At 42.1% G+C, this 20,968-nt stretch carries 21 protein-coding genes and 1 pseudogene; 19 read left to right on the forward strand and 3 right to left on the reverse strand.

The genetic code is table 11. The features are described 5' to 3' along the window. The first annotated feature begins 115 nt into the window (after positions 1 to 115). Positions 116 to 448 carry a hypothetical protein gene (locus tag E4N78_RS01145; protein ID WP_255811277.1) on the forward strand — a complete coding sequence of 111 codons (333 nt, stop codon included), beginning with the start codon at positions 116 to 118 and terminating at the stop codon, positions 446 to 448. Between the two features lie 41 nt (positions 449 to 489). Here E4N78_RS01145 and E4N78_RS01150 read toward each other — a convergent pair whose 3' ends face one another. The 3 genes from E4N78_RS01150 to atcR are packed head-to-tail and all read right to left on the reverse strand — an operon-like array spanning position 490 to position 2,371. Beyond that, positions 490 to 903, reverse strand: a complete 414-nt coding sequence (locus E4N78_RS01150; RefSeq protein WP_255811278.1) for a hypothetical protein — start codon at positions 901 to 903, stop codon at positions 490 to 492. 8 nt (positions 904 to 911) lie between these two features. Further along, positions 912 to 1,652, reverse strand: a complete 741-nt coding sequence (atcS, locus tag E4N78_RS01155; RefSeq protein WP_370645018.1) for a histidine kinase AtcS — start codon at positions 1,650 to 1,652, stop codon at positions 912 to 914. Further along, positions 1,652 to 2,371, reverse strand: a complete 720-nt coding sequence (gene atcR / locus E4N78_RS01160; RefSeq protein ID WP_255811280.1) for a response regulator transcription factor AtcR — start codon at positions 2,369 to 2,371, stop codon at positions 1,652 to 1,654. The genes atcS and atcR overlap by 1 nt, the downstream gene beginning before the upstream one ends. A gap of 147 nt (positions 2,372 to 2,518) precedes the next feature. Between atcR and E4N78_RS01165 the strand changes: the two genes are divergently transcribed. The 18 genes and pseudogenes from E4N78_RS01165 (at position 2,519) to E4N78_RS01250 (ending at position 20,878) form a co-directional block, all read left to right on the forward strand. Further along, positions 2,519 to 3,454 carry a beta-ketoacyl-ACP synthase III gene (locus E4N78_RS01165; protein WP_255811281.1) on the forward strand — a complete coding sequence of 312 codons (936 nt, stop codon included), beginning with the start codon at positions 2,519 to 2,521 and terminating at the stop codon, positions 3,452 to 3,454. 16 nt (positions 3,455 to 3,470) lie between these two features. Further along, positions 3,471 to 4,445, forward strand: coding sequence for an ACP S-malonyltransferase (locus E4N78_RS01170; RefSeq protein WP_255812300.1), 975 nt, complete (start codon positions 3,471 to 3,473; stop codon positions 4,443 to 4,445). Positions 4,446 to 4,461: 16 nt separating this feature from the next. Further along, positions 4,462 to 5,205, forward strand: coding sequence for a 3-oxoacyl-[acyl-carrier-protein] reductase (gene fabG, locus E4N78_RS01175; RefSeq protein WP_255811282.1), 744 nt, complete (start codon positions 4,462 to 4,464; stop codon positions 5,203 to 5,205). Between the two features lie 147 nt (positions 5,206 to 5,352). Then, the gene (locus E4N78_RS01180) at positions 5,353 to 5,730 is read left to right on the forward strand and encodes a GxxExxY protein (RefSeq protein WP_255811283.1); all 378 of its coding nucleotides are present in this window, start codon (positions 5,353 to 5,355) and stop codon (positions 5,728 to 5,730) included. A gap of 138 nt (positions 5,731 to 5,868) precedes the next feature. Next, positions 5,869 to 7,062 (forward strand): enoyl-ACP reductase FabV, encoded by a 1,194-nt coding sequence (fabV, locus tag E4N78_RS01185; RefSeq protein ID WP_002685379.1) that lies wholly within the window; start codon positions 5,869 to 5,871, stop codon positions 7,060 to 7,062. An 8-nt stretch (positions 7,063 to 7,070) separates the two neighbouring features. Next, positions 7,071 to 8,102 (forward strand): virulence RhuM family protein, encoded by a 1,032-nt coding sequence (locus E4N78_RS01190; protein WP_255811284.1) that lies wholly within the window; start codon positions 7,071 to 7,073, stop codon positions 8,100 to 8,102. A gap of 9 nt (positions 8,103 to 8,111) precedes the next feature. Next, entirely contained in the window at positions 8,112 to 9,476 is a 1,365-nt protein-coding gene (locus tag E4N78_RS01195) for an ATP-binding protein (RefSeq protein WP_255811285.1), read from the forward strand. 34 nt (positions 9,477 to 9,510) lie between these two features. Continuing rightward, a complete protein-coding gene (locus E4N78_RS01200) occupies positions 9,511 to 10,305 on the forward strand; it encodes a cysteine protease (RefSeq protein WP_255811286.1) in 795 nt (264 codons plus the stop codon). A 74-nt stretch (positions 10,306 to 10,379) separates the two neighbouring features. Continuing rightward, on the forward strand, positions 10,380 to 11,591 hold the full coding sequence (locus tag E4N78_RS01205; protein ID WP_255811287.1) for a leucine-rich repeat domain-containing protein: 1,212 nt from the start codon (positions 10,380 to 10,382) through the stop codon (positions 11,589 to 11,591). 17 nt (positions 11,592 to 11,608) lie between these two features. Then, positions 11,609 to 11,740 (forward strand): hypothetical protein, encoded by a 132-nt coding sequence (locus E4N78_RS01210; RefSeq protein ID WP_255811288.1) that lies wholly within the window; start codon positions 11,609 to 11,611, stop codon positions 11,738 to 11,740. A 51-nt stretch (positions 11,741 to 11,791) separates the two neighbouring features. Then, positions 11,792 to 12,100 (forward strand): hypothetical protein, encoded by a 309-nt coding sequence (locus E4N78_RS01215; protein ID WP_255811289.1) that lies wholly within the window; start codon positions 11,792 to 11,794, stop codon positions 12,098 to 12,100. Positions 12,101 to 12,300: 200 nt separating this feature from the next. Then, positions 12,301 to 14,442 (forward strand): SUMF1/EgtB/PvdO family nonheme iron enzyme, encoded by a 2,142-nt coding sequence (locus E4N78_RS01220; RefSeq protein WP_255811290.1) that lies wholly within the window; start codon positions 12,301 to 12,303, stop codon positions 14,440 to 14,442. 137 nt (positions 14,443 to 14,579) lie between these two features. Next, positions 14,580 to 14,828, forward strand: a pseudogene (locus tag E4N78_RS01225) (HTH domain-containing protein); the annotation flags it as partial. Positions 14,829 to 14,861: 33 nt separating this feature from the next. Then, complete coding sequence (locus E4N78_RS01230) at positions 14,862 to 16,883, forward strand: leucine-rich repeat domain-containing protein (RefSeq protein ID WP_255811292.1); 2,022 nt, start codon at positions 14,862 to 14,864, stop codon at positions 16,881 to 16,883. A gap of 102 nt (positions 16,884 to 16,985) precedes the next feature. Next, a complete protein-coding gene (gene accB, locus E4N78_RS01235; RefSeq protein WP_255811293.1) occupies positions 16,986 to 17,561 on the forward strand; it encodes an acetyl-CoA carboxylase biotin carboxyl carrier protein in 576 nt (191 codons plus the stop codon). 10 nt (positions 17,562 to 17,571) lie between these two features. Continuing rightward, on the forward strand, positions 17,572 to 18,891 hold the full coding sequence (locus E4N78_RS01240; RefSeq protein ID WP_255811294.1) for an acetyl-CoA carboxylase biotin carboxylase subunit: 1,320 nt from the start codon (positions 17,572 to 17,574) through the stop codon (positions 18,889 to 18,891). Positions 18,892 to 19,066: 175 nt separating this feature from the next. Next, on the forward strand, positions 19,067 to 19,858 hold the full coding sequence (gene accD, locus E4N78_RS01245) for an acetyl-CoA carboxylase, carboxyltransferase subunit beta (RefSeq protein WP_255811295.1): 792 nt from the start codon (positions 19,067 to 19,069) through the stop codon (positions 19,856 to 19,858). Positions 19,859 to 19,960: 102 nt separating this feature from the next. Further along, positions 19,961 to 20,878, forward strand: coding sequence for an acetyl-CoA carboxylase carboxyltransferase subunit alpha (locus E4N78_RS01250; RefSeq protein ID WP_253696235.1), 918 nt, complete (start codon positions 19,961 to 19,963; stop codon positions 20,876 to 20,878). The last annotated feature ends 90 nt before the right edge of the window (positions 20,879 to 20,968 follow it).

The raw sequence follows: 20,968 nt of genomic DNA on the forward strand, positions 1-20,968 counted from the left end.
ACCAGCGGAGCTTCAAGGTAAAAAGGGATGGGGTCAAAGGGGTAGGGGCACAACCAACGGAGTTTCGAGGTAAAACCACCGCTCTGACTTGAAAAGCCCGTAAGGGAACGGGGGGTTGTCCCTTCCCCTTTTAGAGGCTATAATAAATGCAGAGGCCTTTAATAACACTGAGGACAAAGAATTAAAAGAATTTTTAGAATACCTTAAAACAGGGAAAGCGACAAATGAATTTACAAGGGAGATAGAAACTATGATACAAGCAATAAAACAAAATGAACAGGCAAGGCAGGAATACAGGTTAATGTCTACTTTTGAAATGGACGCTATGGATAGAGGGGCTTATAAAACTAAGAGAGAAACAGCAAAAATTTTAAAACAGCTGGGGGACTCGTTGCAAAAAATTATGCAGGTTACAGGCCTCCCCGAATCCGAAATTGAAAAGCTGTAATTTTTATTTTATGTAGTAGAATTCGATTAAATTGCACATTTTTAGAAAGCTGATTTTAACGCTAGCAATGCAGTCTTGTTTTTGGGGCAATGACACTCCACATATTCCTTAATAAGGCTTTTATACTTTTCCGGTACAAACATAGGCCTAAAATGCTTTAAATTCTGAATTGACAAATCCTTAAAATCCTTATTATATTTTAAATGCGTAGATGTCGCAAAAAAATCCCGTCCGCTTCCATAATCCGCTATTATGCACTGTTTTGCAAAATGTAACATTGCCCTTTTTCTTAGGATTACTATTTCTTTTGGAGTCTCGAAGCACAGGTAATGAATATTATTATTTAAAAACCAAGTTTCTTTTTTATAATCTGTTAGTTCCAGAGAAACTAATTCTTGGTCGTGCCTGTGGTACTTTTTTGCCTGACTCCTTGAATCTGCTCCGCCTATTTTCAAAAGGCTATTTAAAACTGCGGGTTGCTGTTCAAGAGAAGCGGAAACATGAGTTCTACGGCGAAGGCGCCTTCTTCGCTTTGGCGGTTTATAAAGGCGGAATATTTTTTTACTATTGCATCGATGCGGCTTGAGCCGAAGCCGTGATCTTTACCTTCTTTTGTTGTAAGAAATTTTCCTTGGGTCTTTTTGCGGCGGCCCTCGCAAGAATTTGTAAACGAGATATAGAGATTGTCGTTTAATTTTCTTATGTACACCCTTATAAATCTTTTCTCTTTTTCTTTTAGACTTAAAGTCCCCTCAATGGCATTGTCAAAAAGGTTCCCTATTATTACGCAAAGTTCAAGGTCGCTTAAGGTTATGTTTTGAGGAATGGAGGCTTTTATGTTTAGTTTTATATCATGGGAAAGAGCGATAGCGGCCTTTGTATTTAAGATTGCATCGCTCATCAAGTTTCCGGTTTTGATTACACTGTCTACCTTAATCAAGTCATCGGTTAGATTGTTTAAATAACTTTCAAGTTCATCATAGTTTTTAAATTCAAGATAAGCCTTCATAACTTGAATATGATTATGAAAGTCGTGCCGCCAGCCGCGCATTTTTTTATAGATGGAATCTACATCCTCGTAGTATTTATTAATAAGACCGTTTTCAAAATCATCAAAACGTTTATTGACGGTTCTTCTAATTAAAAAGTACAGAAGTATAAACAGCAAAAGGATTGAGCTTAAAACAAGTATAAAAATGAACATCATGTTTCTCCTTGGGTAAAAAAGCCGATAAAGAGGGTGTTGACATTTTTATATTCCCTGCGGCTTATCGGAATTAAAGTATTATCCGCAAGGACGGCCTTGTCTTTTTGAAGCTGCCTTATGTGCATCAGGTTTGCGATAAAGGCTCTGTGAGTTTTTACAAATAGTTTGGAATTTAACTTTTCTTCCGCCTCCGATAAATTCATCCTTGTTATGTATTCGCTTTTTAAAGTTTTTATTTTTAGATTATGCGAAATAGATTCTATAAAAACAATTTCAGATTGCTTTAATTTTGTAAGGCGGCCTTCGCAGGAAAATACAAAATTTTCTTCTTTAACTTTATCCTGTTTTTTTAAGGCTCGATCCAAGCAATCAAAAAGTTTTTCTTTCTTTACAGGTTTTAAAAGATAGTGTAAAGCTTCAACATCATACCCTTCCTGCATATAGTCGGGTATACCTGTTATAAAGATGATAACTGCATCGGTTTTTGTTTTTCTTATTTTTTTGGCAAGTTCGATACCGCTTATCCTAGACATCTGTATATCCAATAAGATTATATCTATATCGGAAAGCTCTTCAAACTCAAACCAAAACTGTTCGCCTGAAGAAAAAAGTTTAATTTCCGGCAAAATATTATTTTTATTTGCCCATTCGTTTGCATAGTTTTTTAGGAGTCTGGATTGAACTTCATTATCTTCGATGACGGCTATTTTAAGCATAAAAACATTATAACAAAAAAACTAAACTATAACAATCAATATAAATGAAGGCTAGCGAAAATCGATAATTGTTATATTGATAATTAGTTGACATTATTATCAAAAAAATACTAAAATAGCCTCCATAAAATTATAAGCGAGAAAACTATGGCTATTATAATAAAAACAACGGGGAAGGCTATCCCCAAAAAAATAATGCACAACAGCGATTTTCCCGCTTCTTTAGATACTTCGGATGAATGGATCAGAAGCCACACAGGGATAGGGAGCCGCTACATAGCTTCCCAAGAAGATACAAGTGCATCCCTCGGTGCCGAGGCCTGTAAGCAGGTCTTGGCAAATGAAAATCTAAATCCTCAGGATATAGACTTAATTATCTGTGCCACCGCCACGGCAGAATACCAAGGCTTTCCGTCGAATGCCTGTCTTATCCAAAAAGAGCTGGGTGCAAAAAATGCGGCATGTTTTGACTTGTCGGCAGCATGTTCAGGCTTTTTATACGCAATAGATACGGCAGCAGCCCTCATGGAAAGGCACGGCCGGCGTTATGCCCTTGTCTGCGGCACCGAAGTTTTAAGCAAAATAATCGATTGGCAAGACCGTTCTACCTGCGTACTATTCGGAGACGGGGCCGGGGCAGCCCTCCTTGAAAACACATTTGATAATTCAAAGAAGGGCATAGGTTCGGTAATTTTGGGTTCTGACGGAACAGGTTATGAAGCTCTTTATATGGCAGACCATCTAAAAATGAACGGAAGAACCGTCTACAATTTTGCAGTCGGCGTTATAACCGAAACCGTAAAAAGCCTTCTTCAAAAAGAAAACATCAATATGGAAGATGTAGACCTGGTTGTATGCCACCAAGCCAACAAGCGTATTTTAGAAGCTGCCGCAAAAAGACTTAACACCGATATGAGCAAATTCGCATGTAATATGGAAAACTACGGAAACACTTCGGCCGCTTCCATTCCGATAACCCTCGATGATTTGAGGCTTCAAGGAAAATTAACTGAAGGAACAACAATAATTACGGCAGGCTTTGGGGCCGGGCTCACTTGGGGCGGAGCCGTAATAAGATTTTAGTAAAGAGAGGATTATGATGAACAGTATATTTTTATTTTCGGGGCAGGGTGCCCAATTTAAGGGTATGGCTCAAGATATTCTTGACGAATACGGTGCCGCAAAGGACCTAATCAAAAAAATCGGCGATATAACCGGAGAGGATATCGATGCCCTTTTACGGCACACCGAAAACGAAGAACTTTCAAGGAGCGATAAGAGCCAGTTGGCTATAATTGCGGTTGAGACGGCTATTCTTACCGTTTTAAAAGAAAAAGGAATAAGCCCATCAGCCGTTGCAGGTTTCAGTCTGGGTGAGTTTTCAGCCCTCTATGCTTCCGGTATTTTAAGCTTTGAAGATATGATACGCATCGTACAAAAACGGGGGGCTATTATGCAGGCAGCCTGCGATAAGATTGCAGCAAAGGCAACAGAGGGCTCCGGTTCCCTGGGTATGTCGGCTATTTTAAAACTTGAGCCCGAAAAGGTTCTGGAGCTATTAAAACCCTATTCCGGCCCTAAAAGCGGAATAGTATTTGCCGCCAATATGAATAGTCCCGTTCAAACCGTTATTTCGGGAACAGCGGAGGGTTTAAGCCTTGCCGAAAACTTGTGCAAGGAAGCCGGAGCAAAAAGATGCGTCCGCCTTGCGGTTGCAGGCCCCTTCCACTCCCCCCTAATGGAAGAAGCGGCAAAAGGATTTGAAGAGGTCTTAAAAAGCTTCAACTTTAAAGCCCCTCAAATCCCGGTATTTTCAAATGTTACGGGCAAGCAAGTAAGATCGGGAGAAGAAGCAAAAGCAAACGCAGTTCTTCACCTTACCCACCCCGTCCTATGGACGAGCGAAGAAAAGGAAATCGCTTCTTTAAGCGGAAGCTTAAAACCCTGCCGCCTCTTGGAAGTAGGTCCGGGAAACACCCTGTGCAATCTTTGGAGAGACAGCGGTTTTGCATCGGATGAACTCGCATGTTCACCGACAGGCACTTTAGACCAATTAAACAAGATTATAGAATAGGAAAGGTACAAGTATTATGTTATTAAAAGGAAAAAAAGCATTGGTAACAGGCTCTTCGAGAGGAATCGGAAAAGAGGTTGTTAGAAGATTCATTGAAGAGGGAGCCGAAGTTTGGGGTTTATGTACAAAACCTTCTGTAAGCAAGGCAGAAATGGAGGCATTTGCAAAAGAGAAAGGAAGCGTATTTCATGAAATATACGCCGACTGCGGCAATGCGGAATGCCTTACCGAAACGGTAAAAAAAGCCCTCGAAGAATCTGGCGGCTTTGACATACTTGTAAACAACGCAGGTATTACAAGAGACGGCCTTTCATTTAGGATGAAGCTTTCCGACTGGGAAGACGTTTTACGCGTAAACTTAACAGGCGTTTTTGTCGCCTCGCAAATTGTTTCTTCCGATATGATTAGAAAAAGAGCCGGCTCGATTATCAATATGACAAGTATCGTAGGTCTTCACGGTCAAGGAGGACAGGTCAACTATTCCGCAAGCAAGGCAGGACTCATAGGTTTTACAAAGAGCCTTGCAAAAGAAACGGCAGGAAGAGGAGTACGCGTAAACGCCATCGCCCCCGGCTATATTGAAACAGATATGACCGCCGCCGTAAACGAAGAAATGCGGAAGGCATGGGTCGAGGGAATCCCCCTTAAAAGAGCAGGACAGCCCCTAGACATAGCAAACGCCGCAGTCTTCTTGGCTTCGGACTTATCGCTTTATATAACCGCCCAAGTCCTAGGTGTCGACGGCGGACTGGGTGCATAACAGGCAATGAAGCTAAGAAACCGCTAAGTACGCCAAGAGCGCAAAGAAATTTAAAGAATGAGTTATAAAGACTCCCTAAATATTCTTTGCGGTCATTGCGATCTCTGTGGTTAAATTAAAAGAGTCTTTGTAGAGGAATTGGGAAACATGACTGAAGATGAAATTTCTAAAATAGTAATTGACTCAGCAATTGATGTCCACAAATTTTTAGGCCCCGGCCTCTTGGAAAGCAGCTATGAGCAATGTCTTTTTTACGAACTTCTTCAGGCAGGATTAAAAGTTGAACGGCAAAAGAGTTTCCCGATTCAATACAAAGAAGTAATAATCGATTCAGGATATAGAGTCGATTTGTTTGTAGAAAATAAAGTAATAGTTGAGCTAAAGACTGTTGATAAGATAGCTGATGTTCATGTTGCTCAAGTACTTACATACTTAAAATTATCAAAATGCAAACTTGGTTTATTGCTTAATTTTAATACCAAACTTTTAAAGGACGGAATTAAACGAATAGCAAATGGACTATAAAGTGCGATAGAAACCGCTAAGAACGCCAAGAGCACAAAGAAATTTAAAAAATGAGTTATAAAGACTCCCTAAATATTCTTTGCGGTCATTGCGATCTCTGCGGTTAAATTAAACAAGAAACAGTTCTGGAGGTATGATATGATTGTAAAACCAATGGTTAGGAACAATATTTGTCTAAACGCTCATCCGCAAGGATGCAAAAAAGGCGTTGAGGATCAAATAGAGTACACAAAAAAGAGAATTACCGCTGAGGTAAAAGCCGGAGCAAAGGCACCTAAAAATGTGCTGGTACTCGGCTGCTCGAACGGTTACGGACTTGCAAGCCGCATAACGGCAGCATTCGGCTATGGGGCAGCCACTATCGGCGTTTCCTTTGAAAAGGCCGGAAGCGAAACAAAGTACGGCACACCCGGCTGGTACAATAACCTGGCCTTTGACGAGGCTGCCAAGAGGGAAGGCCTTTATTCCGTAACTATAGACGGAGACGCCTTTTCCGATGAAATCAAGGCACAAGTAATCGAAGAAGCCAAAAAGAAAGGAATTAAATTCGATCTTATAGTTTACAGCTTGGCAAGTCCTGTAAGAACCGATCCCGATACAGGCATAATGCACAAGTCCGTCTTAAAGCCTTTCGGAAAGACATTTACAGGCAAGACAGTCGATCCCTTTACGGGAGAACTAAAAGAAATTTCCGCCGAACCTGCAAACGATGAAGAAGCCGCTGCAACCGTTAAGGTTATGGGAGGAGAAGACTGGGAACGCTGGATAAAGCAGCTTTCAAAAGAAGGTCTTTTAGAAGAAGGCTGCATTACCCTAGCCTATTCCTATATCGGCCCGGAGGCCACTCAAGCCCTCTACCGAAAGGGCACCATAGGAAAGGCAAAAGAACACCTTGAAGCAACTGCCCACCGCCTAAACAAAGAAAACCCGTCAATACGGGCCTTCGTTTCGGTAAACAAGGGCTTGGTAACAAGAGCAAGTGCGGTAATCCCCGTAATTCCCCTATACCTCGCTTCCTTGTTTAAGGTTATGAAAGAAAAAGGAAACCACGAGGGCTGTATTGAGCAAATTACCCGCCTTTATGCCGAAAGGCTCTACCGTAAAGACGGCACCATCCCTGTCGATGAAGAAAACAGAATCCGTATCGACGACTGGGAGCTTGAAGAAGACGTTCAAAAGGCAGTTTCAGCTTTAATGGAAAAGGTAACAAGCGAAAATGCCGAAAGCCTAACCGACCTTGCAGGCTACCGCCACGACTTTTTAGCCTCAAACGGCTTTGATGTCGAAGGCATCAACTACGAAGCCGAAGTAGAAAGGTTCGACAGGATTTAAATGAGGTAATGGCAAAAAAAGCTAAAACGGATATTCGATCTTCGGCGGCGGAGTATTTGACTTTTGTTGCTGCAGGCGGTAAAAGCGCTGAAAATATCGAAATACGGTATGAAGATGAAAATATTTGGCTGACTCAAAAAATGATGGCTGTTTTGTATGATGTTGATGTAAGAACAGTCAACTATCATATTAAGAAAATTTTTATTGATAGTGAATTGCAGGAAAATTCAGTTATCCGAAATTTTCGGATAACTGCCGCTGACGGAAAAGACTATGACACAAAACACTACGGATTGCAAATGATTATTGCCGTAGGCTTTAAAGTTAATTCTGAGCGGGCGGTGCAATTTAGAAAATGGGTCAACCGTATTACAAAAGAGTACACAATCAAAGGCTGGGTCATGGATTCGGAACGGCTGAAAAAAGGCTCTTTTCTTACAGACAAATATTTTGAAGAACAGCTGGAGCGGGTTAGAGAAATCAGGGCAAGCGAACGCAAGTTCTATCAAAAGATTACCGACCTGTATGCAACTGCTTTAGACTACGATAAAACAGCCGCTGCTACCAAAAGGTTTTATGCAACGGTACAAAACAAAATGCATTTTGCCGTCCACGGGCATACGGCTGCGGAGCTTATTTATGAGCGTGCCGACAGTACGCAACCGCACATGGGACTGACTACATGGCAGGATGCTCCCGAAGGCAAAATTAAAAAATCCGATGTTATTATTGCAAAAAACTACTTAAGCGAGACAGAACTTTCGCAGTTAAACCGGATGGTAACTTCATATCTCGACTTTGCAGAAAATATGGCGTTGCGGAAGATTCCGCTTACCATGCAAGATTGGGAAACGCGGCTTACCGGTTTTATCGAAATGTTCGAATACGGACTTTTAAAAGACGCGGGAAAGGTATCTGCGGAAATTGCAAAACTGCATGCCGAAACCGAATTTGAAAAATACCGCATCATTCAGGATAAGACCTTTGTTTCCGATTTTGACAAATACTTAGCGGAATTGGAAAATACCATTAGCGGATAATTATAAAATATGGAAGATTATAATAAAGAGTTTAAAATCGATATTCCTAAAAAACAAAGTGCACTTAAAGCTGAAATCATCTCTTTTTTAAATAGCACCAATGGAGAAATATATTTAGGTGTAGATGACAGCGGAACTATACATTATGATCTTATAAACGAAAAAAAGGAAAAATGGGAAGAAATACTCTCAAATTGGATTGTAAATGCTTTTAATCCCGATGTAACGAATTTAATATATATCTATCCAAATGAAACACCTTTTAGGATAAAGATTCTTAAGGGAAAAGAAAGACCTTATTTTTATAAAGATGGAGAAGGTTTTAATACAAAAGGCGTATATGTCAGAGTCGGCAGTACAAAAAGACTTGCAAGTTTTGATGAAATTCAAAGAATGATACGGCAGCATAGTCAGCATGATTACGAGCGTTTGTTATGTCATCGGGATGATTTAACCTTTAATTATGTAGAAAATAGATTTAAAGAAAAAGGAGTCCTTTTTGACAAATATGCTCTATCCCTCATCGATAAAGATGATAAATACAATAATGCAGCTCTCTTATTGAGTGACCAAAATCCTACTACTAGTAAATTTGCAGTTTTTCAAGGCACTACGGTGAATATCTTTTTGGATAAAAAAGAATTTACAGGTTCCATCTTAAAACAATTAGATGAAGTTCTCTATTTTGCCAATTTATCAAATCGAAAAAAAATCACCATTACCGGAAAACCTGAACGGGATGAATATTTGGATATTCCCGAAAGAGCACTCAGAGAAGCTATCGTAAATTGTTATTGTCATAGAGATTGGACCTTAAGCGGAGATATAAAAATAGAATTTTACGATGACAGAGTGCAGATTTTTTCTCCCGGCAGCTTGCCAGACGGATTGACATTGGAAAACATAAAAATGGGCATGGTTGCAAAAAGAAATAAAATTATCGTAGATACTCTGGATAAAGCCGATGTTATTGAAAATTATGCTTCGGGCGTACGCAGAATATTTGAAGATTATGCACATTTTAAAAAACAACCCGAATATTATATTTCCGATAACGGGGTAATAGTTACCTTATTCAATCGAAATTATTATGTCCAAAATGACGGTCAAAGTGGCGGCCAAAATGATGTTCAAAATGATGTTCAAAATGATGTTCAAAATGATGTTCAAAAATTGAGTGCAGAACAAAGAAAAGAAAAGATCATGGAACTGATGAAATCAAATAACAAAATCACAATTGATATGATAAAATGTATAATTAATGTATCAAAACCTACCATTGAGAGGGATATAGCTAAACTAAGAAAAGACAACAAGATTGAATATATCGGCAGTGCCAAGGACGGCCGGTGGATTGTAAAAACAAAGAATTAGACATTTATATATGGGGGGATTTTAATAAACACTTATGAAAAAATTTTTAATGATAACGATTACAGTATGTTTATTAGCAGGCGGTGTAAATGCCTTTGCCTATGGAATCAATAGCTTTACGGTTTATGATGCACAAGACAATATTGTACACAAGATAACCGCCAAGAGCGAAGTCAATGCGTTATATCTGCTTTTTCAAGAATCTTTGCAGATAGCAGCTGACGAAGCTTTGTTTACGGAATTACCTAAAGACGCACAAGTGTTATACCGTTATGTTCTTTCATATAATTACAGTGATGATGAGCAGTATTTCAGTTTTATAGTATATAAAAATTATCCTCTTTGCCGGATTCCCCAATTACAGGAAAAGGAGGATATCCCAAAAGAATTAACATGGAAACTTTTTAAATATGCATACGAAATCGCCGGCAAGCCGGCTGAGGTGAAAAAGCTGCTTTCTTATTCTGCGAAAAATTCTTATATCCGCATATATGATGATAAGGACTCTCTTTTACTATTTATTACAGGGGAAAAAATTCTGGATATGTTCGACACATTGTTTGGAAAAGATATCGCCGAAATCGAAATCGAAGAAAGAAATTTGAAAAGCCTTTTTACCGCCGAAAGCATTCATGATGGCCGAGAAGTCCTTGTGCATTATTCATTTATGGATGATGACAAAATTATGAAGCTGTATATTTACAAAGACACAAAAGAAATGAATATAACAACCGATACCGGAGTTCTAAAAGTAAACCTTTCAGAAGAAGCGTATAGAATTTTAAGCAGCCCTAAAAGCTTTCAAAAAGAATTCGAAAAAAGAAGATGATAAAAAATGAAGTTTATGGATAGTTGGAAATGAATAATGTAATTATACAATACCAATTAAAGGACTAAACACTTATGAAAAAATTTTTGACGGTATTATTTTTAACAGGACTGTTGACAGCGAGTATCGCAGCAGCAGAAAATTCTGCGAAAACTGCTGGCACAGGAAAGGCTATACTCGGAATAAGTCCGCATGGAAAAGATATAAGCATAAAGGCGGTAACGGCAGACGGCTCGCCCGTACAGGTAGAAGGCTGCACGGTTACGGAATTCCCGAGCGGCGAAGAAACGGTACTTACGGCAACGGGAACAAAGGTTGTCCTTAAAGGTGCTCTTATCGAGCTGTTCTGTTATGCTAACAAACTTACCGCGCTTGATGTCCGCGGTTTAACGGCTTTGCAGGAGCTGTATTGCCAAAACAATATGCTTACTTCGCTTGATGTACGGGAATTAACCGGCTTACATACGCTGTATTGCGGCAAAAATTGGTTTACCGCACTGGATATACGTGGGTTGACCGCTTTGCAGGAGCTGTACTGCAATGATAACGAAATCGCATCCCTCGATGCACGGGGGCTTACCGCGCTGCAGGCACTGCACTGTGACAATAACCGGCTGACATCCCTTGATGTGCAGGGGCTGACTGCTTTACAGGAGCTGGATTGCAGTTCCAATGCAATCGCTTCCATCGATGTACGGGGACTTACCGGCTTACGTATACTGTACTGTGAAAATAACCGGCTAACCTCCCTCGATGTACAGGGTCTGACTGCTTTACAGAAGCTGGATTGCAGTTCCAATGCAATCGCTTCCATCGATGTACGGGGACTTACCGGCTTACGTATGCTGTACTGTGAAAATAACCGGCTAACCTCCCTCGATGTACAGGGGCTGACTGCTTTACAGAAGCTGGTGTGCTCGGATAATCAGCTTACCGCACTCAATGTGCAGGGCTTACCCGCCTTACAGGCGCTGGTTTTTCAGCATAACCGCCTTGAAGAAGATGCCCTTATACGGATACTCAACAGTTTGCCCGACCGCAAAACGGATGAAGAAGCCGAAGCCGTATTTTACACGGAAGAGGATAGTAGGAATGAAGGAAACTATACGGATTGGAGTTCTTCCGCCGGTCTGCAAGCAGCAATAAAAACTGCAAGAGCAAAAAATTGGACGATTTATAAGCAGACTGTCGGAGAAGATTTTGAAGAGCTTGAGGTGACGGAGGAATCGGAGCGCGGTACAGGCTTCGTGGCGCCGCCGTTCCAATCGATAAAACCTACACGGTAAAAGGTATACGTTTTGCGATGAAGCCTATAGCTGCGGTACAAGGCGCAGTACTGGGCGATAATAACATGGAGGATAACCAAGAACACTCGGTCAGCCTGTCAGCGTATTATATAGGCGAAACGGAAGTAACGCAGGAGCGGCAGGTATGAATACCTCCCGCACGAATAAGACAAATCATTTTAGTAATGGAGGCCTTTGTTATGTACGAACCACTTTTTGAACAAATAAAATCGGTGCCGATAATATTATTTTTTATTACAGTAGCTACATTGTTTGCCGGTGAACGTAATTTACAACAAAGAGCCGTCTATCATCTGAAAATTTCTTCGGCAGAGCAATTTACGATAAATGTATACTTTCAGCATAAAAAGGAAAACATACACGCAAACCGGGACCTTTACAAAATCGATCAAGCCACGCGTGATCGCGAACTTAAAACACAAGGGGTTGGCAGGGTTTTGGCGCAAAATGTTAATGTTTTTACACATAATGAATTTGACGTTGATTAATAAGGATGGGGAATATGAGACAGCTTGCATTTTTATTAGTATGTATGCTGAGCGTAACGGCTGCATTGGGCGCCGAACACACTGCTGGAAAGACTGCGGTAAACGAAGCTCAGACGGAATCTGAAAAATCCATAGTACATCTCACCTGGAATAAGGACGGCACAGCAATCGCCAAAGCCCTTATCGGCGACGAGGTAACATTGTGCGCCGGCACGAAAAATATTCCCGATGGAACGAGCGCGGTAATCAAAATCATAGAAAAAGCCGCCGGCGGCAATGACGCCGATGTTGCAACGCTTACGGCGCCGGTGCGGAACAACACCATTGAATGCGCGTGGAAAATCGTTTATGCCGCCGGTGAGGATGATACAAACAGCGAAGAAGATGAAAACGTCTATGCACTGCCGGAATACGCATTTATAATCGAGTGCGGAGGGATAAGGAGCAAAGAAAGCGGGCTGCTTGCGGTGCGGGGAGGCTTACAAGTCATCGTAAAAGATGCCCAATCAAACGCTCCTCTGAAAAATACGAAGGTTTCGATTTTACAAAACGGCTTCATGTATAAAACCGTTGAGACGGATGATAAAGGGTATTTTGAATTGTTCGATATACCGATTGGAAAATTTGAAGTAAAGCCGGAAAGCTCGGACTATTACGGCGATTTTTTGACGGATCAATATATGAACGAAGTCGATACTGATTCAGAGGAATATCAAGAAATTCTAACGTATTTGGCTCGTCATAAAAAACAAACGAAGGAACTCTTAAAGCCGATTGATGTGGAAATAACGTATCACAATACATCAGAGTCTCAAAAGGATGCATATTTTAAGATATATACTCATATTTTAAAGCAAAAAAATAAGGGATACGAAAAAGAGCGAACTGAATTACATGCAATGTACCAAACAATCAATACATTTTTTGCACTGACGGCAGGAGGGGGAACCTATTTCGGTCATCAAGCAGAACGGATTTGCGCTTATGTGGAATATGATTTGACCTATTTGAAAAAATCCGAAACCGCCGTAAAAGAGCGTACATTATCCGAAGCTGAAAAATCCGATTTTGAGTATTTTTTGTGGACTGTCGGGACTCAAAACATCGATATGCAGCAATATATGGTAAATGAAGGGAATTTGGGATATGCAAAAATTATGCATGCGGCAATTAACGCGATGACAAACCTTGAATCGTATCTACGCAATACTTTTTACTATGAACGCGCCTATAACTATATCAATCTCACCATGCTGAAAAAGATTGGGGGGCGCTCAGGTGATGAAGAAGCCACAGCCGTATTTTACACGGAAGAGGATAATCGGAGTGAAGGAAACTATACGGATTGGAGCTCTTCCGCCGGTCTCCAAGCAGCAATAAAAACTGCAAGAGCAAAAAATTGGACGATTTATAAGCAGATTGTCGGAGGAGATTTTGAAGAGCTTGAGGTGACGGAGGAATCGGAGCGCGGTACAGGCTTCGGTGGCGCCGCCGTTCCAATCGATAAAACCTACACGGTAAAAGGCGTGAGCTTTACGATGAAAGGGATTACCGCCGTAACGGACGCCGTACTGGGTGATAATAGCATGGAGGATAACCAAGAACACTCGGTAAACCTGTCAGCGTATTATATAGGAGAGACGGAAGTAACGCAGGAACTGTGGCTTGCAGTGATGGGGAATAATCCGAGCTATTTCGACGGTTCCCAAAACAGCGAACCGGCTAAAGGCGAAGCGCAGGGAAAACGGCCGGTAGAAAACGTAACGTGGTTTGACTGCATTGTGTTCTGTAACGAGCTGACGAAGAAAGTATCGGAGTTAGAAGAAAACCAGTGCGTATATACCTTTGGAGGACACGCATACACAAAGGAAGATGCCCAAAATCAAGAGGTTCCGGAAATGGATATGAGCAAGAAAGGGTTCCGCTTACCGACGGAGACAGAATGGGAATGGGCAGCGAAGGGAGGTAAAGAGTACCGCTGGGCAGGAACGGATGAGCAAGATGAACTTAAAAAGTATGCGTGGTATGCATGGTATGATGACAGCGACGGAGGAGATGCGAACAATAAGACGCATGAAGTAAAGCAGAAGCAAGCGAACGGCTACGGCTTATACGATATGAGCGGGAACGTATGGGAATGGTGCTGGGACTGGTACGACGATAATACGCCTGCCGAGGGACACGACCTTGACGGTGTTGGGGCGGGTTCGGTCCGCGTCATTCGCGGCGGCAGCTGGTTTAATAGAGCGATTTACGCCGCTTGCGCCTCTCGGGACATCAGTAATCCGGTCAGCAGATGTGACTTTCTCGGTTTGCGTGTGGCGTACAGCGTTGGGAAATAATGGGGTAATGGGTAATGGGTAATTGGTAATGGAGAATTTGTAATTGGTAGTTAAAGCGATTTATGTACGGTATGCGGTAACGACACATTACAAATTAAATAAAGGAGACGGTCGTCTATATGATAACGTTAAAAGATATTTCTTTGTTTAATCGAAATTATGATGTCCAAAATGACGGTCAAAAAATAAGTGCAAACAATAGACTGAAAAGAATCATAAGATATATAGAAAGTGATAACGCTATGACAGCAGATAGACTTAAAGAGCTTTTAAATGTATCTAAACGGACTGTAGAGCGTGATATTGAAAAATTAAGAAAAGATAACAAGATTGAGTATGTCGGCAGTGCAAAAGACGGCCGGTGGATTGTGAAAGCAAAGAATTAGACATTTATATATGGGGGATTTTAATAAACACTTATGAAAAAATTTTTGACGGTATTATTTTTAACAGGACTGTTGACAGCGGGTATCGCAGCAGCGGAAAATCCTGCAAAAACCGCAGGTGCAGGAAGAGCAATACTCGGTATAAACGACAACCAAAAAAGGATAGTCGTGACGGCGGTAACGGCTGACGGTTCCGCAATACAGGTTGAAGGTTGTACGGTTACGAAATTACCGAGCGGAGAAAAAACGGTGCTCACGGCAACGGGACCAAAGGTTATCCTTAAAGGCGCTATTACCGAGCTGGATTGCCGCAGTAATCAGCTTAGCACACTCGATGTTTGCAACTTAACTGTATTACAAGAACTGGACTGCGCCTTTAATCTGCTTACCTCACTCAATGTACATAGCTTAACTGCGTTACACAAGCTGGACTGTGGAGGCAACAGGCTTACAGAGCTTAACGTACAGGGGTTAACATCTTTACAAAAATTATTCTGCGATGACAATCTGCTTACCTCGCTTGATGTCAGCGGTGTAACCGCTTTGCAAAGCTTGAGCTGCGGAGAGAATCTACTGACATCGCTCGACGTATCGGGTTTAACCGGTTTACGGGAACTGTACTGCAACCGCAATCATCTGTCTTCGCTTGATGTACAGAGTTTAACCGCTTTGCAGGATTTGTTCTGCAACGCCAATAAACTTATTTCGCTTAACGTACAAGACCTAAAAGTGTTACAGAGACTGCACTGTAACAGTAACCGGCTTACTTCACTCGATGTTCGGGATTTAAGTGCTTTACAGGAACTGGACTGCGTAGGTAATGAACTTACCTCGCTTGATGTACATGGCGTAACCGCATTATGGGGACTGGAATGCAGCAAAAACATGCTTACTTTGCTCGATGTACAAAGTTTAACTTCCTTATCGAAACTGGACTGTTCCGCAAATCAACTTGCCTCACTAGACGTACGGAACTTAGCAGCTTTGGAGAAACTGGATTGCAGGGACAATAAACTTACCTCGCTTAATGTGCAGGGATTGAATACATTACAGGAACTGAACTGTTCCGAAAATGAGCTCACCTCACTCGAAATACAGGGTTTGACTGCTTTGGAAGTACTGGATTCCGGCCGCAATGACCTTACCTCACTCGATGTACAAAGATTACCGGCTTTAAAGATACTGAGCTGTACCGTCAATGAGCTTACCTCACTCAAAGTACGGGACTTACCGGCCTTGGAAAAACTGGACTGTTCCGTAAATCAACTTACCTCAATCGATATACTGGAGTTAACCGCTTTAAAGGAACTGAACTGTTCCGTAAATCAACTTACCTCAATCAATATACTGAAGTTAACCGCTTTAAAGGAACTGGACTGTTCCGCAAATCAACTTGCCTCACTAGACGTACGGAACTTAGCAGCTTTGGAGAAACTGGATTGCAGGGACAATAAACTTACCTCGCTTAATGTGCAAGGATTGAATACATTACAGAAATTGTACTGTTCCGAAAATGAGCTTACCTCACTCGAAATACAAGGCTTAAAGACGTTGCAGAAACTGAACTGTTACAAAAACAAGCTTACCTCACTCAATGTACAGTGGCTGACCGCTTTACAGTGGCTGAATTGCGGTTATAATGAACTTACAACACTTAACCTAAAAGGCTTACACGCATTGCGTGACCTGGAGTGCTTTAACAATAATCTTGCTGAACTCGACGTACAGGCCATAAACACCTTACAAAGACTGAACTGTTATCATAATAAACTTTCTACTCTTGAACTATCAACATTACACGGTTTACAGGAACTGTGCTGCTATGATAACCTTTTTAACGAAAAAACCCTTATCTGGATACTAACCGCCCTGCCCGATAGGAAACAAAAAAAAGAAGGCAGAGCTTTGATATATGGTAAAAAAAATGATCTAAGGGAAGGAACTATAACGGATTTTTCTTCTTCCGCCGAATTAAAAGCTGCTTTTGAAGCTGCAAAAGCAAAAAACTGGAGATTCTATAAACGGGATACAGTTGGAAATGAGGAAGAGGTTTAAGATGCTTAAAAATGGATTTTTATAAGGGATAGACACTCTGCCTGTATAAATGATAAAATGTCGGCCTTTACGGTTAAATAAATAAAACTTTAAGGAGATTTTATGAAAGAAGATTTTATTTTGAAAGTGATAGAAAAGTTTGAAAAAGGCGATACTGTGGTTTTGCAGATAAAGCAGGACGACTGTGAGCTTATCTTAAAAAAAGAAGGAGCCTTTCCTAAAAAGGAAGCTGTCATTCAGTCAGGTGCGTGCGGAGGAGTGCAGACCGCCTATCCTATGCCCTATGCATCGATACCGGCAGGATTTCAATCCGGCCTTCCGGCGGGCATTCAGACAGCTCCGGCAGGAACAACCGGACAAGCGGCAGCGCCTCAAGCAGCAAGTCCTGCTGCAGAATCTCCTGCTCAAGCCTCACCCGCAGCTTCATCGGCTCAAAACCTACTCGAAGTAAAAAGCCCCATTGTCGGAACCTTTTACAGGGCCCCGTCTCCCGATTCTCCGCCCTATGTTGAAAAAGGCAGCTCGGTAAAAAAAGGGCAACCCCTTTGTGTGCTTGAAGCCATGAAAATGATGAATACCCTCGAATGTGAATATGACGGAGTTATAGAGGAAATCTTAGTTTCAAACGGAGACCTTGTAGAATTCGATCAGGTCTTGTTTAAGATAAAGGCTAAATAGGAAGGTTCCTATGATTAAAAAAATACTTATCGCCAACAGAGGCGAGATAGCCGTGAGGGTTATCCGCTCCTGCCGCGAAATGGGAATAAAAACCGTCGCCGTTTACTCTACGGCGGACAAGGACTGTCTTCATGTGCTTTTAGCTGATGAGGCAGTCTGCATAGGCCCGCCCCCCTCGGCTAAAAGCTATCTTAACAAAGAAGCTCTAATCACGGCAGCCCTTTGCACTTCCTGTGAGGCCGTGCATCCGGGGGTAGGCTTTTTATCGGAAAACGCAGGTTTCGCCCGCGAGGTAGAAAACGCAGGGCTCTTTTGGATAGGGCCAAAACCCGACACAATCGAAATGCTCGGCGATAAGGTCCGTGCCCGCGAAACAGCCGTAAAAAGTGGGCTTCCCGTAACCCCCGGCTCGGATGGAGCTATAAAGGAGTTGGCTGAAGCCAAAAAAACGGCCGAAAAATGCGGTTATCCCGTAATCATTAAAGCTGCCTCAGGCGGCGGCGGAAAGGGAATGCGCATCGTTTATAAAGAATCGGAATTAGCCGAAAACCTAAAAATCGCTTCCGCCGAAGCCGAAGCCAATTTTGCCGACGGCACGGTTTATATCGAAAAATATCTGGTAGATCCGCGCCATGTAGAGCTTCAAATTCTAGGCAATGGAAAAGGAGCCGTTTCCGTTTTGGGTGAAAGGGATTGCTCGGTTCAAAAAAATCATCAAAAGCTGATAGAAGAAAGCCCCTCTCCGGCCGTAAGCGAGGAAATGCGGGAAGCCATGTGTAAGGGAGCTGTCAGCCTTTTTTCTTCCCTTAAATACCGCGGGGCAGGAACAATCGAGTTCCTCGTATCGGGCAATAATTTCTACTTTATGGAAGTAAACGCCCGAATTCAGGTAGAGCATCCCGTTTCGGAGATGATTACCGGCACCGATATAATTGCAGAACAAATCCGTGTTTGTACAGGGGAAAATATGAAGTTTGCCCAAGGAATTTTGCCTACCAAGGGCTGGGCTATCGAAGCCAGAATAAATGCCCGCTCTCCCGGACTTATAAAGAATTTAAGGATTCCCGGAGGAAACGGAGTGCGTTTTGACAGCTTTTTATATCAAGGCTATTCGGTAGTTCCGTTTTATGACTCGATGACGGCTAAACTCATCGTTCACGGGACTGACAGGGCCAATGCCATTCAAAAGCTGCTTTGCGCCCTAGATGAGCTTAAAATTGAAGGCATTACCTGCAATATCGAAGAGCAAAAGATTATACTTAACTCGAAAAAGTTCAAATCGGGAGTTTTCGGTACAGGGCTCTATGAAGAGCTTTTTGGAAATAAGTAAGGAGAGTTGATAAACAGTTCGGCAGGAATTCCGCCTCACTGTTTATCTGACGAGTTTTGTGCTTTGCACAAAACATCGCATTATTGATTGCCGTTTCTCACAGGTGTTGCGAAACGGCGTAAAAAGTCAAATCGAAAATTGATATTTTCTCATTGACTTTTTATAGGAGACTTAAATGGATTGTCCTAGTTGTAAAGTATCATACGATGAAGAGGTTTTTACAGATAACCTGATGGTTTGTCCTCATTGTAATTGTCATTTACGCATAGAACCGAGGCAAAGGATTACCTATCTGACAGATGAAAATTCGTTTCAAGAACTGTATCCAAACCTCAAAACATGTAACCCCATCGAAATGGAAGGTTATGAAGAAAAGATTTCGGCTGCCGAAGAAAAAGCGGCCTTAAACGAAGCCGTTATTACAGGCTCTTGTAAGATTAAAGGAAGAGACGCCCTCTTAGCCCTCATGTCCTTTCACTTTATGGGAGGTTCCATGGGCTCCGTTGTAGGCGAAAAGATTTCGCGGCTTATGCTAAAGGGAGCAGCCGAAAGGATACCTGTAATTATCTATGCGACTTCAGGCGGAGCACGAATGCAGGAAGGGCTTTTTTCGCTGATGCAGATGGCCAAAACTTCAAGTGCGGCTGCAGAGTTGGATGAAAAAGGAGTTCCTCTTTTTATAATGCTATGCGACCCTACCACGGGAGGTGTTACGGCAAGTTTTGCAATGCTTGGCGATATAACGGCAGCGGAACCCGGAGCCCTTATCGGTTTTGCAGGCCCTAGAGTTATCGAAGGCACCATCCGCCAGCAGCTGCCCGAAGGATTTCAGAGGGCGGAATTTCAGTTGGAAAAGGGCTTTGTGGACTGTATAGTGCCGCGCCAAGAGCAAAGGCAGTTTTTTGCCCGCATGATTGACGCTCACAGCCTCGGCCTTAAAGAAGCCCCTAAAAAGAAAAAGGCCTAAAGTTTTTATGGAGGAGCGATAAACATTACGGCTTGAAATACAAGCCTCCATGTTTATCTTCGAGTTTGCCCAAGGGCAAACATCGTGTTATGGAGGAAATGCATGAGCAATACGGATCAGACAAACTTGTTAAATAATTTAAAGGATATAGCCCAAAAAGCAGGGCTTGATATAAGTGAAGAGCTTGCAAAAATAAACGCAAAACTTGAAAGCTCAACAGCCCTTTCCAAAACATGGGAAAGGGTAGAACTCGCCCGTCACAGCGACAGGCCCAGAACCTTGGACTACATCAACTTGATTTTCGATAATTTTACCGAACTTCACGGCGATAGATTTTTCGGAGATGACCCTGCAATGATAGGGGGGATAGGCTTTATCGACGGAAGGCCGGTTACGGTAATCGGCACTCAAAAGGGAAGAAACTTGCGCGAAACCATCGACAGGAACGGAGGTATGGCAAACCCTGAAGGCTACCGCAAAGCCATGCGCCTTGCAAAACAGGCCGAAAAATTTAAACGGCCGATTATCACCTTTATCGACACGCAAGGAGCCTACCCCGGCCTTGGTGCCGAAGAAAGAGGAATCGGAGAAGCCATCGCCTTTAACTTGCGGGAATTCAGCCGCCTAAAGACTCCCATAATCTGCATAATCATAGGCGAAGGAGGCTCCGGCGGAGCCCTCGGCATAGGAGTCGGAGACAAAATTTACATGCTTGAAAACGCCATCTTCTCGGTTATATCCCCTGAAGGATGCGCTTCAATCCTATTGAGGGATTCAAGCAGGGCAAAGGATGCAGCCGCAATGCTTAAAATTACCAGCCAAGAAGTTCTTGACCTAAAGGTAATCAACGGCATCATCCCCGAACCCGAAAAAGGAGCTCACACCGATCCCAAAAAAACCGCAGATGCTATAAAGGAGCAAATCCTAAAGGATTTAGACGACCTTACAAAACGCGACCCTGCTGTTTTGGTAAAATACCGAAGCAAAAAGATAAGAAGCATAGGAAAGTATTCGGAATAGGCAGCCTTATATCGCGTGCCGATATAAGGCTATTTTCGCCTTGATAATTTAACCTTATTGATGTATAATACTTTTAGAATTTCTTAAAAG

It is taken from the genome of Treponema denticola, from assembly GCF_024400535.1.
In the GTDB taxonomy this organism is placed as follows: Bacteria; Spirochaetota; Spirochaetia; order Treponematales; family Treponemataceae; genus Treponema_B; species Treponema_B denticola_C.